Below are 13,982 nucleotides of genomic sequence, written 5' to 3'. Positions count from 1 at the left end.
GCCGTGGTCCGGCGGGCGTGCAGACCGCGCGACGGCCTTGCCCGCCTGCGGTTTCGGGCTGGATAGTCGAGGCGGAACCAGGTGACGTCAAGCAAAATATGAATTACGAGTCATAAATCAGAAAACGAGATCGCCCGGCCATGGGCGGCGCCTGCGACGGGGACGGAATGATCAATCTCTCGCGCTTCATCGGCTTCCACGCGGCACGCACGCCGGAGCGCGTGGCGCTCTCCTATGAGGGCCACCGCATCGGCTACGCGGCCCTGGCGGGGCGCGTGGCGCTGACCGCGGGCTGGCTGCGCGGGCGCGGCATCGGCGAGGGGGACGTCGTCGCCGTGCTGATGAAGAACAGCGCCGCCTTCGTCGAGATCGCCATCGCTGTCGGCCATGTCGGCGGGGTGTTCCTGCCGATCAATTTCCGGCTGTCGGCCGACGAGGTCGGCTATATTTGCGGCGATGCCGGGGCGAAGCTGCTGGTCGCCGACGAGGAGCTGGCTTCGGCGGCCGGGACGCCCTGTCCGGTGGTGCTGGTCGACGTCGCGGCGCGTGCCGACAGCACGCGGCTGGCTGCAGGGGCTGTGCCGGCGGAAGCGGTGCCGCGCCGGCCGCAGGATCTGTTTCGCCTGATGTACACCTCCGGCACCACCGACCGGCCCAAGGGGGTGATGCACAGCTACGAGAATTTCTACTGGAAGTGCTGCGACCATGTGATGGCGCTCGGCCTCTCGGCGGAGAGCCGGCTGCTGGTGGTCGGCCCGCTCTACCATGTCGGCGCCTTCGACCTGCCGGGCATGGCGGTGCTCTGGCAGGGCGGCATGCTGCACATCATCCGCGACTACACGCCCCGTGCGGTGCTGGAGGCGATCGCGGCCGAGCAGCTGGATTGCGCCTGGATGGCGCCGGTGATGACCAGCGGCGTGCTCGCCGAGGCGCCGGGCTGCGGGCTCGACCTGTCGAGCCTGCGCTGGGTGATCGGCGGCGGCGAGCGCACGCCGGAGGCCCGCATCCGCGCCTTCGGGGCCAGCTTCCCGAACGGGCGCTATATCGACGCCTACGGGCTGACCGAGACCTGCAGCGGCGACACGCTGATGGAGGCCGGGCGCGAGCTCGAAAAGATCGGCTCGGTCGGCCGGGCGCTCGCCCATGTCGAGATCTCGATCCGCGACGAGGCGGGGCAGGCGCTGCCGGCGGGCGAGGCCGGCGAGATCTGCCTGCGCGGCCCCAAGATCACCCGCGGCTACTGGAACGACCCAGTGAAGACCGCGGCCGCCTTCCACGGCGACTGGTTCCGCAGCGGCGACATGGGCTATCTCGACGCCGAGGGGTTCCTGTTTCTCACCGACCGGATGAAGGACATGATCATCTCGGGCGGCGAGAACATCGCCTCCTCGGAAGTGGAGCGCGTGGTCTTCGAATTGCCGCAGGTGCGGGAGGTCGCGGTGATCGGCGCCCCCGATCCGCGCTGGGGCGAGCGGCCGGTCGCCTTCGTGGTGCTGGAGCCCGGCACGGCGCTGACACTGGACGAGCTGGTCGCGCATTGCCGTGCACGGCTCGCCGCCTTCAAGGCGCCGCGCGCGCTGATGCTGCGTGAGACGCTGCCGCGCAATCCCTCCGGCAAGATCCTGAAGCGCGTGCTGCGCGAGGAGCTGCGCTGATGGGCCCGCGAACGATGGCGGCCCCCACCTATCCGACGAGACGGCGCGGCTGGAGGCTGCGGGCGGATTCGCCTATTCTGGCGGCAGGACTGGCGGGCCGGACGGCCCGTCCTTGGAGATGACGGTGTCGACGGCACAGGCCAGCAAGACAAGCGGGCGACGCGCAGGCAAGCTGACGCGCAGCGAGAAGAACGACGAGGTGAAGCGCCGGCTGTTCGCGGCCGCGACCCGCGTGGTCGGTCGCTACGGCTATGCCGACGCCTCGGTCGCGCGCATCACCGAACTCGCCGGCGTGGCGCAGGGCACCTTCTACAATCACTTCGAGAACCGGCAGGAGCTGCTCGACCAGCTGCTGCCGGCGATCGGCCAGGAGATGATCGAGTTCATCCGGCAGCGCATCGATGCGGCCGCGCCCGAGCTCGCCAAGGAGGTCGGCCGCTTCCGCGCCTTCTTCGACTTCCTGCGCGAGACGCCGGAGTTCCTGCGCATCCTGAACGAAGCCGAGATCTTCGCGCCGCAGGGTTACCAGCACCATCTCGACAACATCTCGACGGCCTATGTCCGCCTGCTCAAGCGCGCGCGGGGGCCGGGCAAGGTCGAGGACTACAGCGACGAGGAGCTGGAGGTGGTGGTGCATGTGCTGATGGGCGCGCGCGGCTATCTCAGCCGCCGCTACGCCTATGGCGCGGACGGCGCGATCGCCGTGCCGGAGCATGTCATCACCGCCTATGAGAAACTGCTCGGCCGCGGCCTGATGGGGCCCGGCTGAGGCGCAAGGCAGGTCAAAGGGAAGCCGGAGAGCGCGGCCCGGTGGCCGCGCCCGTCAACCTCATTTCGGCGCGAAGATGCCGGTGCTGCTCGCCGTGATGTCGAAGGACAGGGTGGCGACCACGGCCGGGCCGCACCAGCGCGACCGGCCGGTGCCCGAGACGATGCCGCGCGGGTCGGCCGTCAGTGCGAAGCACTTGTTCTTCGACAGGTCGGTGTCGTGGTAGCGCAGGTCGGCGGTGACGTTCTTGTAGGTGTAGGACAGGCCGGCGTTCCAGTAGGTGTAGTCCGGCAGGTTCGCCGGCGGCACGCTCGACCAGATCGCCAGATTGGTGGTACCAAGCCAGTAATGGCCGAGCTCGCCCGAGACCGAGAGGCCTTCGAGGAAGGGCAGGTTGTACTTGGCGGTCAGCGAGGCGTAGGTGCCGGGCGCGCCGGTGCCGAGCCAGTCCCAGGCATAGAAGACGTTGGCGCCGAGGGTCAGCTTGTCCTCGTAATTGTAGCTGACCTTGCCGTAGACCTCGGTGAAGTCGGTGTTGCGCGGCGTCCAATAGGTGCCAGCCAGGTCGATATACTGCTTCTCGCCGGGATAGTAATACTGCCAGACGCCGAGATCGACGGTGATGGGACCGAATTTCGGCCGGATGCCGCCGTAGAAGTCGATCTCGGCATTGGGCCGCGTGGTCAGGTCGACATTCGAGGCATAGACGCCGAGATAGACCAGGTTGTCGTAGATCTGCAGCTCGGCGCCGCCCTGCACCGCCGGCTTGCGGTCGGTCTGCGAGATGCCGCGGAAATTATAGTCCGTCATGCCCTTGATGCTGACGGCGACGTCGAACCAGGTGATGCTCGGCGGCACGGGTGCCGACGGCGGCGCGCCCTTGCGGCTCGGCAGGTCGGAGGCCGATGCGGCCGAGGCGGCGACGCAGAGAGACAGGGCCGCCGCAGCGCCCGCCGACCGGAAATACTGAAAGGCCATTGCGATCTCCCACAGTGAACAGACGAGGCAGGCGCTGCCACGCTTTCACCATGATTGATCTGCGGCTCCCGGATATCGGCAAGGCGATCCTTTGGGCAGCCTGCCCGCCGGCTAAGCAAAGGGGCGGGTCGGATCTGTCGCGTTGCATGAAAAAACGCCCGCCCCCGAGAATAGGGGCGGGCGTTGCAATCTTGCCGCAGGGGCGGGAGCGCTGATCAGCGCTGGCCGTCGCCTACGCTGACCTTCTCCTTGAGCAGGCCGCCGAGGCGCGAATGCACGCGCCCGCCGGTGCCCATTACCAGCGCGAACAGGATCTCGCGCGGCTTGGGCGCGTCCTGGATGCCGATCTCGATGCTGTTGAAATGGCTGCGGACATAGGAGGCGTGGATGTAGTGGACCGGCACCATCATGCGGTAGCCGGCGACCGCGACCGCCTTGTTGGCCGGCACCATGGCCTTGGGCTCGCCCAGCACGGTGCGCATCGCCCAGCCGCCGGCCTCGTGCCAGACCGCGCCGTGCTCCATCTCGCCGTCGAGGCCGACGATGGCGGCCTTGCTGTAGACCTCGATATTCTCCTTGCCGCCAAGCGTCTCGACCAGCTCGGTCGCCAGCAGGGTGCCAAGCGAGCGCAGCTCGGCCATGAACGGCATCAGGTCGGGCTCGTAGCGCCCGGCATAGGGGTTGGCGATGACGGCGCTGGCGGCGGCGAGCTTCAGCGGTTTGTCCGGGGTAGGCCCGCCCTCGTGATAGGTCGTCTCGACGACCAGGCTGCGCTTGCGGATCTGGATCAGCGACATGGGGCCTCCCTCGGGCTCTAGGCAGTTGTCCGCCGCTCAGGCCGCCTCGCCCGCGGAGCGGGCGGCGACATGGCGGTAGATCGCGGTATTGTCGGCGCCGGGCTCGGCCTGCGCCAGCGCTTCCTTCCAGAAGCCGTCGCAGAGCGCCAGCAGCGGCGCATCGACCCCGGTCACCGCCTGCAGGCGGGTCGCGGTGGCGATGTCCTTGGCCTGCAGCGCCATGGCGAAGCCGCCGGCGAAGTCGCGCGGGATGATGAACTGCTTCAGCTTGGTCTCGCTGGCGACGTTACGGCCGCTGGAGGCGTTGAGCACGTCGGCGAAGATCGCCGGGTCGAGCTGCATGCGCTCGGCGATCAGCACCGCTTCCGAGACGGCCAGGAGGCCCGCGGCATAGACATAGTTGTTGAGCGCCTTCATCGCATGGGCCGAGCCGACCGCGCCGGTGCGGATCAGGGTGGCGCCCATGCGCGACAGGATCGGCTCGATGCGGGCGCAGGTTGCCTCGTCGGTGCCGGCCATGATCGCGAGCGTGCCGGTGCGCGCCTTGGCGACGGCACCCGAGACCGGCGCGTCGACGAAGCCGATGCCGGCCTCGGCCAGGATCGGCGCCAGGCGCAGCGTCTCGGTCGGGTCGGAGGAGCCCATGTCGATCACCGTGGCGCCGGCGCGCAGGATCTGCGCCAGGCCGGGTGCCCCCGGCTCGCCCGCGATGACGCGCGAGGTGATCGCGCTGTTGGGCAGCATGGTGATCACCACGTCGCAGCCGGCGAGGTCCTCGATGCGGCCGCAATGCGACAGCGTCGTGCCGTAGCCGGGCAGCGCCGCGAGGCGCTCCAGCGCCTTGGGGTCGCGGTCGAAGGCGACGACCTGCGCCTCGCCGCGGTTCGCGAGGTTCTCGACCATGGGAAGACCCATCATCCCCAGGCCGATGAAGCCGATCGTCGTGGTCACCTGCATGCTCCGTCGTCAGTCGATCTTGTAGTCCATCCAGGCGGCGACCATGTCGCGCAGCGCGGAGCCTTCCTGGAACTGCTCGCGGCTGCCGTCCGCCTTGTTGCGGCCGAGTTCCAGGATGTAGAGATGGTCGGAGATCTCGGCGCAGCGGCGCACGTTCTGGTCGACCAGGATCACGGTCATGCCCTCGTCGGCGAATTCGCGGATGAGGGTGTAGAACTCGCGCGAGATTTTCGGCGCGAGCATCGCGGTCGGCTCGTCGAGCAGGATCACCGAGGGCTCGAGCAGCAGCGCCCGGCCGAACTCGACGAAGCGCTGCTGGCCGCCGCTCATGCTGGACACCGGGTCGTGCCGCTTCTCGCGCAGGATCGGGAAGCGCTCGTAGATCGCCTCGATGCGCCGGCGCACCCGGGCCTTGTCCTTGCGGAACACCCAGCAGCCGAGCACCAGATTGTCCTCGACCGAGAGGTCGGCGAACAGGCTGCGGTGCTGCGGCACGAAGGCGACGCCCTGGCCGGCGCGATCATGCGGCTTCTGCCGGCTGATGTCCTGGCCGTGCAGCGTCACCGCGCCGGAGCGCAGCGGCAGCAGGCCGAAGAAGGTCTTCAGCGCGGTCGACTTGCCGGCGCCGTTGGGGCCGATGATCCCGGTGACCTGGCCGGCGCGCGCCTCGATGCTCACGTCGTTCAGGATGGTGATGTCGCCGTGATACGCCACGGTGACGTTCCGGATGGCCATTGCGGGGCTGGACATCTCAGGTTCCCAGATAGGCTTCGATGACGGCGGGATCGTTGCGCACGGTGTCGGCGTCGCCCTCGCAGAGCAGGGCGCCCTCGTTCAGCACGATCACATGATGCGAGAGCTGATAGATCGAGGTGAGGTCGTGCGAGACGAGGACGACCGAGCAGTCGTGCTCGCGCGGCAGCTCGGCGATGATCGCGATCAGGAGCTGCGCCAGGCCGGGGTTCACGCCGGCGAAGGGCTCGTCGAGCAGGATGACCTTGGGCTTGGCCACCATGATGCGGGCGAGCTCCAGCAGCTTCTGCTGGCCGCCCGAGAGCTCCTCGGCGAAATTGTGCCGCAGCGGGAAGAGCTCGACCTTGCGCAGCCAGTAGGAGGCGGCCTCGTAGCGCTCGGAGGCGCTGCGGCCCATCTGGCCCTGGGCGACGTCGAGATTGTCGAGCAGCGACAGATGGGAGAAGACGCGCGGCACCTGGAAGGTCCTGCCGATGCCGCGCCGCGCGACGACATGGACCGGCAGGCCGCCGATCTCCTGCCCGTCGAGGCGGATGCTGCCGGAATCGGGCAGGTAGATGCCGTTGATGCAGTTGAGCATCGTGGTCTTGCCCGAGCCGTTCATCCCGATCACGCCGAGAATCGACTTGCGCGGCAGATGGAAGTCGACGCCCTTGAGGGCGACGACGCCGCCGAAGCGCTTCTTCAGTCCTTCGACCTTGAGCATGTCCGGCCTCCCTCAGCGCAGCGCCTGCCGGCCGAGCAGGCCGGTGGGGCGGATGAAGATGGTGGCGACCATCAGGACGAAGCCGCAGATCGTGGCGATCGACGGGTTGAAGTAGATCGAGGCGACCTGCTCGGTGACGGCGAAGAGCATGGCGCCGAGCATGGCGCCGATCGGATGCCCGAGCCCGCCCAGCACGATCACCACGAAGCCGATCAGCGTGTAGTCGGCGCCGACGAAGGGCGAGAAGGACGGGAAGACCAGCGCGGTCAGGATGCCGGTGACGCCGGCCAGCCCGATGCCGAGGCCGAAGGCCACCGCCGAGAGCTGCTCGACCTTGATGCCGACGATGCGCACCGCGTCGCGGTTCATGATGATGGCGCGCAGCGCCTTGCCGGTATGGGTGCGGTAGAGGAAGAAGGCGAGCAGCGCGACGATGACCAGCGCGACCGCCAGCGCCAGCAGGCGCACCGTCGGCACCACCACGTCGCCGAATGTCAGGAAGACCGGCTCGATGTCGATCGCCAGAGAGCGGGCGTCGGCGTCGAAGACCAGCAGCATCAGCGCGCCCAGCGAGATCGAGACGCCGAACATCAGCAGCAGCGACGAGATCTCCGGATCGTCCGCCTTGTTGAGCGGCGGGATCAGCGCGAAATAGAGCAGGTAGCTCGCGCCGAAGAAGACCGCGAAGGTCAGCGGCATGGCCAGGAAGGGCTGGATGCCGAGCGCCTGCAGTAGGAACCAGGCGAAATAGGCGCCCAGGATGACGAACTCGCCATGGGCGAAGTTCACGACGCGCAGCACGCCGAACACGATGTTCAGACCGGCGCCGATCAGGCCGTAGATCACGCCCATGATCAGGCCGTTGACGATGCCTTGGAGAAGAAGCCCGCTCACCAGATGTCTCCCTCAGGCGATGTAGCGGCGCAGCTGCGGCCGGCGCTTCAGGACGGTCCCGACGATGCCGCGCGGGAGGAAGAGCATCAGCGCGATGATCACCAGGCCGAGCAGCAGCAGGTTGATCAGCGGGAACTTCTGCCAGATCAGATGGTCGATCCCGAGCAGCGCCGCGGCGCCGACCACGGGGCCGATGATGGTGCCGAAGCCACCGGCCATGGCGTAGACTATGCTCTTGGCGGTGATCAGCACGTGGAAGGCGTATTCCGGGTCGATGATGTTGGTGTGCCAGGCCTCGACCCCGCCGGCGAGCGCCGGGAACAGGGCGGCCAGCAGCCAGGCGATCATCCGGGTGCGCGGCACGTCAACGCCGATGCAGGCGGCGGCGCCGTCATCGTCGCGGATCGCCTTCAGCGCCTTGCCGAGCGCCGACTGCGCCAGCCAGAGCACGCAGAGCAGCGTCGCCGACATGACGATCAGCATGGCGTAGTAGCTGTGCGTCGGGTTGTTCGACGAGGAGAGGATCAGCCCCATGCTGCCGCCCGTGACCTCCGAGGGCAGGTTGGCGATGACGAGGCGCACGATGGTGGCGAGCGCCAGGCTGACGATGCCGAAATACACGCCCTTGAGCCGCAGCGTCGGGGCGAGCAGCAGCGCCAGGCAGATGCCGGCGGCGCCGGAGGCGGCGAGCGCCAGCGGGATCGGCCAGCCGAGCACCTTGTAGCAGATGCCCGCCGCATAAGCGCCGACGCCGTAGAACACCACGTAGCCGAAGGGCAGGTAGCCGGTGAAGCCGACCACGATGTTGAGCGCGCTCGCCAGCGTGATCCAGAGCATCAGGTAGAAGGCGAAGGAGGTGTTGCCGGTCGCGACAGGCACGATCGCCAGCGCGCAGATCACCGCCAGGAAGAACCCGGCGGCGATGCGTCCGCGCAGCCGCTCGCCCTGCCTGTCGTGGCGCTCGCTGGCCTCGTCCGCCGTGATGGTGCCCGCAGCTGACATCTCGCCTCCCGCTCCGCCGGTCCCGTGTTCATCCGGACACGACGGCAGGGCTATCATAACCACAGGTTACTTGTCATCACCCTTTAACTGTCGGCAGCTTGATCGTCCTCGGTGCTTCGGCTCGGTCGGTCCGCTGGCCGTCACGAGCGCAGCAGGTCGATGAAGTGGCGGGCCAGCGGGCTCGGCGGCCGGTCGCGGCTGTAGACGATGCTGGTGCGCAGGCCGATGCGCTCCTTCAGCGGGCGGGTGACCACATCGGGCCAGAACATGTTGCTGGTGGTGAACTCGTCGACCAGGGCGATGCCGACGCCGGCATTGACCAGCGCGCAGGCCTGCTGGCTGTTGGGCACGTCGGCGCAGACGCGGCAGGGCAGGCCGGCCTGCTCGAAGGCGCTGCTCGCCAGCATGCCGAAGGGCATGCGGCTGCCGACCAGGATATGCGGGTGTGGCGAGAGGTCGGCGAGCGCCACCGAGGTCTTGGCCGCGAGCGGGTGCGTGCGCGGGATCGCGGCGAGCAAACGTCCCTCCAGCAGCGGAAGGACCGTCAGAAACGGGTGATCCGTGAGCATGACGAGCAATCCGAGCTCGGCTTCGCCCTGCAGCACGGCCTCGATCAGCTCGGGCACGGCGCCGGTGTCGAGCCGCACGACGATCTCCGGATGCTCCTGGTGGAAGCGGGCGATGGTCTTCGGCAGGATGGCCTGGGCGAGGCTGGGGATCGAGGCCAGGGTCAGGGCGCCGCCCCCCTGCTTGGATAGGCTGTCGGCGACGTCGTTGACCCGGCGCATGACCTTCTGGGCCTTGGAGATCTCCTCGAAGAGCAGGCGCACCTGGTCGGTCGGTTGCAGCTTGCCGCGGACCCGCTCGAACAGGCTGACGCCGAGCTGCGCCTCGATCTGCGAGAGCATCTTGCTCACCGCGGGCTGGCTGACGTTGAGCAGGCGCGCGGCGCCGCTCGACGAGCCGGCCATGACGATGGCCCACAGGATTTCCGTCTGTCTGAAATTCAGCTTCATGGGCACCACAACTATTACTTGACGTTATATGTTGTCTGGATAAGGCTCCGTCGCAAGCCGAAAGGGCTCACATCGGTGGGGAACCGATGTCTTTGGATAGCAGGGAGGAGAGTTTCATGCGTGCACGTTTGGTCCGGATGGCGGCGGGAATCGCGCTGGGTGCGCTCGCGGCGGCCTCGCAGGCGCAGGCGCAGGACAAGATCCGCATCGGCATGACGGTGTCGTCGACCGGCAGCTTCGCGCTGGCGTCGCAGTCGGGCGCGCGCGGCGTCGACATCTGGGTCGAGGACGTCAACAAGCGCGGCGGCATCGAGGTCAACGGCAAGAAGGTGCCGGTCGAGATCGTCAAGCTCGACGATCGCAGCGACAAGCAGATGGTGACCCGGGTCTACGAGAACCTGATCGTCGACGAGAAGGTCGACATGGTGTTCGCCCCCTTCGGCTCGACGCTGACGGCCGCCGCCGCGACCGTGACCGAGCGGCACGGCAAGTACATGATGGTCTGGTCGGCCGCGAGCAACGATCTCTACCGCCAGGGCTTCAAGTTCATGGTCTCCGGCACGCAGATGCCGGTCTCCGCGATCCTGCGCGCCTCGACCGAGCTGGCGAAGGATCTCGGCATCAAGAAGGTGGCGATCATCCACTCCGACGAGCCCTATCCGACCGGCGAGGCCGAGGGCGGGCGCGAGCTGGTCAAGCAGGCCGGCATGGAGCTGGTGATGATCGAGAAGTTCCCGAAGGGGCAGAAGGACTTCTCGACGATCCTGCAGAAGGTCCGCGCCAGCGGGGCGGAAGCGCTGTTCCCGGCCGCTTATGAGGGCGACCAGATCAGCATCCTGCGCCAGATGAAGCAGCTGAACATCAACTTCCCCTTCGTCTTCATGGAGTACGCCTCCACGCCGCAGTTCGCCTCCGCCGTCGGCAAGGACGGGGCCTACATCTTCAGCCACACCAATTATCACCCGGCGATCAACTGGGCGGTGACGGCGGGCCTCAACCGGCAGCAGTTCGCCGACGCCTATGCCGCCAAGTTCCCCAAGGCCGAGTTCGCCCCGGACTACCAGACCGTGCTGGCCTATGGCGCCGGCGTGCTGACCGAGGAGATCATCAAGAAGGCCGGCGGCACCGATGCCGCTGCCCTGAAGAAGGCCTCGCTCGACCTCTCCGACAAGGTCACCGTGCTCGCCGGCCCCTATGCGATCGACGAGACCGGCAAGCAGCTGAAGATGCCGTTCCCGGTGCTGCAGGCGCAGCCCGACGGCAAGATGGAGACGGTCTGGCCCAAGGACGTCGCCACCACCAAGCCGGTCTTCCCGATCCCGGCCTGGAACAAGCGCTGACCCTTGCCCCGGCCGGCGGCCGAGCCGTCGGCCATTCCTTTTCGAGATCTCCATGCTTGACCTGACGTCGGCGAGCCTCACCGCGCTCGCCGCCGGCCTCGCGGCCGGAACCTTCACCAGCCGCCAGCTCGCGGATCACTATCTCGACCGGATCCGGCGGCTCGACGGAGCGCTCAACGCCTTCGTCCTGGTCGACGAGGCGGGCGCGCGACATCTGGCCGAGGCGGCCGACCGGCGCCGCGCCGCCGGCTACCCGCTCGGGCCGCTCGACGGGCTGCCGATCGCGGTGAAGGATCTCTGCGACATTCGCGGGCAGGTCACCACCGCCGGCTCGCATGCCTGGCGCGAGCGCGTCGCGCAGGAGACGGCGCCGGTGGTGAGCCGGCTCGTCGCCGCCGGCATGGTGCTGCTCGGCAAGACGCAGATGGTCGAGTTCGCCTTCGGCGGCTGGGGCACCAACCCCCATCTCGGCACGCCGCTCAATCCCTGGGACCTGGCCGAGCCGCGCATTCCCGGCGGCTCGTCGAGCGGGTCCGGGGTTGCGGTCGCGGCCGGGCTGGTGCCGGCCGCGCTCGGCTCCGACACCGGCGGCTCCGTCCGCATCCCGGCGACGGCCAACGGCGTCACCGGCCTCAAGACCTCGCGCGGGCGCATCGAGGCCGCCGGCACGATTCCGCTCTCGCCGACGCTCGACACGATCGGCTTCCTGGCGCGCACCGCCGAGGACGCGCTGCTGCTGACCGAGGCGGTCCGCACAGGCGCAGGCCAGGGCGGCCCGGTCACCCCGGCGCCTCAGGCCGATCCCGCCCGCCCCCTCGCCGGCATCCGCATCGCCGCGCTCGACCCGGCCGACTATCCGGTGCCGGTGCACGCCGATGTGCGCAGCGCCACCGTCGCGGCGGAAGAGACCTTCCGCGCGCTCGGCGCCAGCGTCGAAACCGTGCGGGTGCCCTTCGACTTCCTGCGGCTGATGACGGCCAATGGCGTGATCATCGCCGCGGAGGCCTATGCCTATCATGGCGGGCAGATCGACGAGCCCGGCCTGCGCTTCGGCGAGGGCGTCCGCACCCGCGTGCTGAGCGGCCGGGCGATTGCGGCCAGCGACTATCTGGCGGCGCTCGCCTATCACGCCGAGATGCAGGCGCTCTGGCGGCGCTGGTGCGGGCAGTATCATGCGCTGCTGACGCCGGGCCTCGCCGATCCGGCCGTGCCGCTGAGCGATGTCGCCGAGGATATGAGCTCGCCGGCGGTGTTCACCCGCGCCGGCAACTTCGTCGATGCCACGGGCCTCGCGCTGCCGGCCGGTTTCTCGCAGGGCGGCCTGCCGGTCGGCATCCAGCTGCTCGGCGCACCGGCGAGCGAGCGCTTCCTCGCCGGCCTCGGCAGCGCGTTCCAGCGGGTCACCGACTGGCATCTGCGTACGCCCGATCTCCGCGCGCTCGCGGCATAGCGCGTTTCTGCCGGGCGGGTTGGGGTCGGCTGCTTTCGACAGCGGTCACGGCCGGTGCCGCCCGGCCTAGGTTGTGCGTCGACGCCCCTGAAACGAAGAACGCCCGCTCCCGTAGACCGGGGGCGGGCGTTTCGTCGTCGGACGAGCGCGGGACCGTCGGGCGCCGCGTCTTAAGGATCAGCGATTGCCGGGCTTGCTGGCGTAGGCGGCCTCGGGCTGGTCGAGTCGCGAGGTGCGCAGCGCCGGCGCGCGGCGGGGCGGCAGCGGCGCGGTGACGGCCTGCGGGCTGTCGGGCACCACGGAGGCGACGGGCGCCTGCTCCTGCGTGCTCGACGAGCTGTTGCCGAACAGCGGCATGAAGCTCAGCGCCCGGCGGAAGAAGGGGGCGTCGGTGGCGGCGGAGGCGGTCTGCAGCGGCGCGGGCTCGGCCGCGGCGGCCGTCGCCCGGGCGACGGCGCTGGCGGCGTCGCGGGCCGCAGGCTTGCTCTCGGCGACCGGCTCCTTGGCGGCGGGCTCCTCGGCGGCGCCGCGGACGGCCGCGAGCACCACATCGTTGTCGGCCGAGCTGGCGCGGACGGTCGCCTTGGTGCGGCCCTTGTCGTCGAGGACGACGACGCGCGGCCCGATCAGCGCGTCGACGCGGCTGATGCCGACATCGCGCGAGCCCCAGGAGACGGAGCGGTTCATGGTGTCGGCGCCCGACTGGGCGAGCTGGCGCTTGAAGGAGGCGTGCTGGTCGCCGTCGTCATAGACGAGGCGCACCGCGGGCGTTCCCTTCGAGACCAGCGCCGCGACCTTGAGCTCGTCTTCCTGGCGCTTCTGCGCCACGGCGGGGCTGTTGCCGCCGTTGAAGGCGTAGCGGCCGCCGGCGACGCCGACAGCCGGCTCCTGGCCGGTCACCTCGAAGATGTCGGAGCCTTCCTTCAGGTTCTTCCAGAAGGCGATGTTGGGATCGAGCCGGTGCTTGGCCAGGTTCTCCGGCGTCATGCGGAAGGGGAGGGCCTGCATCTGCACGGCGCGCTGGCCGCCGTTATGGGCCTCGCGCACCAGGGCGTAGAGCTCGCCGATCTGGTCGTCCGTCATCGAATAGCAGCCGGCCGAGGAGCAGGCGCCGTGCACCATCAGATGCGCGCCGGAGCGGCCATGCGAACGGTCATAGGCGTTGGGATACCCCATGTTGAACGAGACGTAGAAGGACGAGTTCGGGTTCATCTGCGCCGGGCCGATGGCGTAGAACCCTTCCGGCGCCTGGCGGTCGCCCTCGCGCTTCTTCGGGCCGAGCTGGCCCGACCAGCGGCACATGGGATAGGTCTTGAGCAGGGCGTATTTGCCGTCGGCGCGCTGCTTCCAGACCTCGAGCTCCGATTCCTTCTTGTAGGAGCGGATCAGGATGGGCTGGCTCTTGCTCATGCCCTTCTCGGACATCAGCGCATAGGTCGCCGACGGGATCGGGATGTTATGGCGGGCGGAGCCGCGATAGCGGTCCTCTTCGCAGGCAGCCAGCGTGAGAGCGATCAGCGCGGTGAGCGCGAGATGTTTCACAGCCACGTCGTCAATCCCATCACTCGGGCGTCACGGCTCGACCCTGAGCCGCAGATCACGGCCGAATTATGCCGCGTCGACGGTTGAGGAGCCGTTAGCCTTGACGAATTCTAGCACGACATC

At 68.7% G+C, this 13,982-nt stretch carries 13 protein-coding genes; 4 read left to right on the top strand and 9 right to left on the bottom strand.

From position 1 onward, the window contains the following. Positions 1-167 precede the first annotated feature (167 nt). A complete protein-coding gene (locus ABE438_RS05890) occupies positions 168-1,655 on the top strand; it encodes an AMP-binding protein (protein ID WP_346501608.1) in 1,488 nt (495 codons plus the stop codon). Between the two features lie 124 nt (positions 1,656-1,779). Beyond that, positions 1,780-2,424 carry a TetR/AcrR family transcriptional regulator gene (locus tag ABE438_RS05885; RefSeq protein WP_346501607.1) on the top strand — a complete coding sequence of 215 codons (645 nt, stop codon included), beginning with the start codon at positions 1,780-1,782 and terminating at the stop codon, positions 2,422-2,424. A 60-nt stretch (positions 2,425-2,484) separates the two neighbouring features. Here the strand turns inward: ABE438_RS05885 and ABE438_RS05880 are convergent, their stop codons facing one another. The 8 genes from ABE438_RS05880 to ABE438_RS05845 form a co-directional block, all read right to left on the bottom strand. Next, positions 2,485-3,402 (bottom strand): TorF family putative porin, encoded by a 918-nt coding sequence (locus ABE438_RS05880; RefSeq protein WP_346501606.1) that lies wholly within the window; start codon positions 3,400-3,402, stop codon positions 2,485-2,487. Positions 3,403-3,617: 215 nt separating this feature from the next. Next, entirely contained in the window at positions 3,618-4,199 is a 582-nt protein-coding gene (locus ABE438_RS05875) for an amino acid synthesis family protein (RefSeq protein WP_346501605.1), read from the bottom strand. A gap of 36 nt (positions 4,200-4,235) precedes the next feature. Further along, positions 4,236-5,150, bottom strand: a complete 915-nt coding sequence (locus ABE438_RS05870) for an NAD(P)-dependent oxidoreductase (protein WP_346501604.1) — start codon at positions 5,148-5,150, stop codon at positions 4,236-4,238. A 15-nt stretch (positions 5,151-5,165) separates the two neighbouring features. Next, positions 5,166-5,906: a branched-chain amino acid ABC transporter ATP-binding protein gene (locus ABE438_RS05865; protein ID WP_346501603.1), complete on the bottom strand. Its 741-nt coding sequence runs from the start codon at positions 5,904-5,906 to the stop codon at positions 5,166-5,168. Position 5,907: 1 nt separating this feature from the next. Continuing rightward, positions 5,908-6,615, bottom strand: coding sequence for an ABC transporter ATP-binding protein (locus ABE438_RS05860; protein ID WP_346501602.1), 708 nt, complete (start codon positions 6,613-6,615; stop codon positions 5,908-5,910). Positions 6,616-6,627: 12 nt separating this feature from the next. After that, positions 6,628-7,509, bottom strand: coding sequence for a branched-chain amino acid ABC transporter permease (locus ABE438_RS05855; RefSeq protein WP_346501601.1), 882 nt, complete (start codon positions 7,507-7,509; stop codon positions 6,628-6,630). A 12-nt stretch (positions 7,510-7,521) separates the two neighbouring features. Continuing rightward, on the bottom strand, positions 7,522-8,511 hold the full coding sequence (locus tag ABE438_RS05850; protein ID WP_346501600.1) for a branched-chain amino acid ABC transporter permease: 990 nt from the start codon (positions 8,509-8,511) through the stop codon (positions 7,522-7,524). Between the two features lie 140 nt (positions 8,512-8,651). After that, positions 8,652-9,527, bottom strand: coding sequence for a LysR family transcriptional regulator (locus ABE438_RS05845; RefSeq protein ID WP_346501599.1), 876 nt, complete (start codon positions 9,525-9,527; stop codon positions 8,652-8,654). A gap of 116 nt (positions 9,528-9,643) precedes the next feature. Here ABE438_RS05845 and ABE438_RS05840 point away from each other — a divergent pair, with 116 nt between their 5' ends. Both ABE438_RS05840 and ABE438_RS05835 read left to right on the top strand, forming a co-directional pair. Beyond that, complete coding sequence (locus ABE438_RS05840; protein ID WP_346501598.1) at positions 9,644-10,867, top strand: amino acid ABC transporter substrate-binding protein; 1,224 nt, start codon at positions 9,644-9,646, stop codon at positions 10,865-10,867. A gap of 52 nt (positions 10,868-10,919) precedes the next feature. After that, the gene (locus tag ABE438_RS05835; RefSeq protein WP_346501597.1) at positions 10,920-12,317 is read left to right on the top strand and encodes an amidase; all 1,398 of its coding nucleotides are present in this window, start codon (positions 10,920-10,922) and stop codon (positions 12,315-12,317) included. A 177-nt stretch (positions 12,318-12,494) separates the two neighbouring features. On the opposite strand, the gene ABE438_RS05830 is transcribed toward ABE438_RS05835, so the two are convergent. After that, positions 12,495-13,865 carry a murein L,D-transpeptidase family protein gene (locus tag ABE438_RS05830; RefSeq protein WP_346501596.1) on the bottom strand — a complete coding sequence of 457 codons (1,371 nt, stop codon included), beginning with the start codon at positions 13,863-13,865 and terminating at the stop codon, positions 12,495-12,497. Positions 13,866-13,982 lie beyond the last annotated feature (117 nt).

The sequence above is a fragment of the Allobosea sp. TWI1241 genome (assembly GCF_039673065.1).
In the GTDB taxonomy this organism is placed as follows: Bacteria; Pseudomonadota; Alphaproteobacteria; order Rhizobiales; family Beijerinckiaceae; genus Allobosea.
The sequence above is the reverse complement of the archived record's forward strand: the minus strand, read 5'-3'. Positions and strand labels throughout refer to the sequence as shown.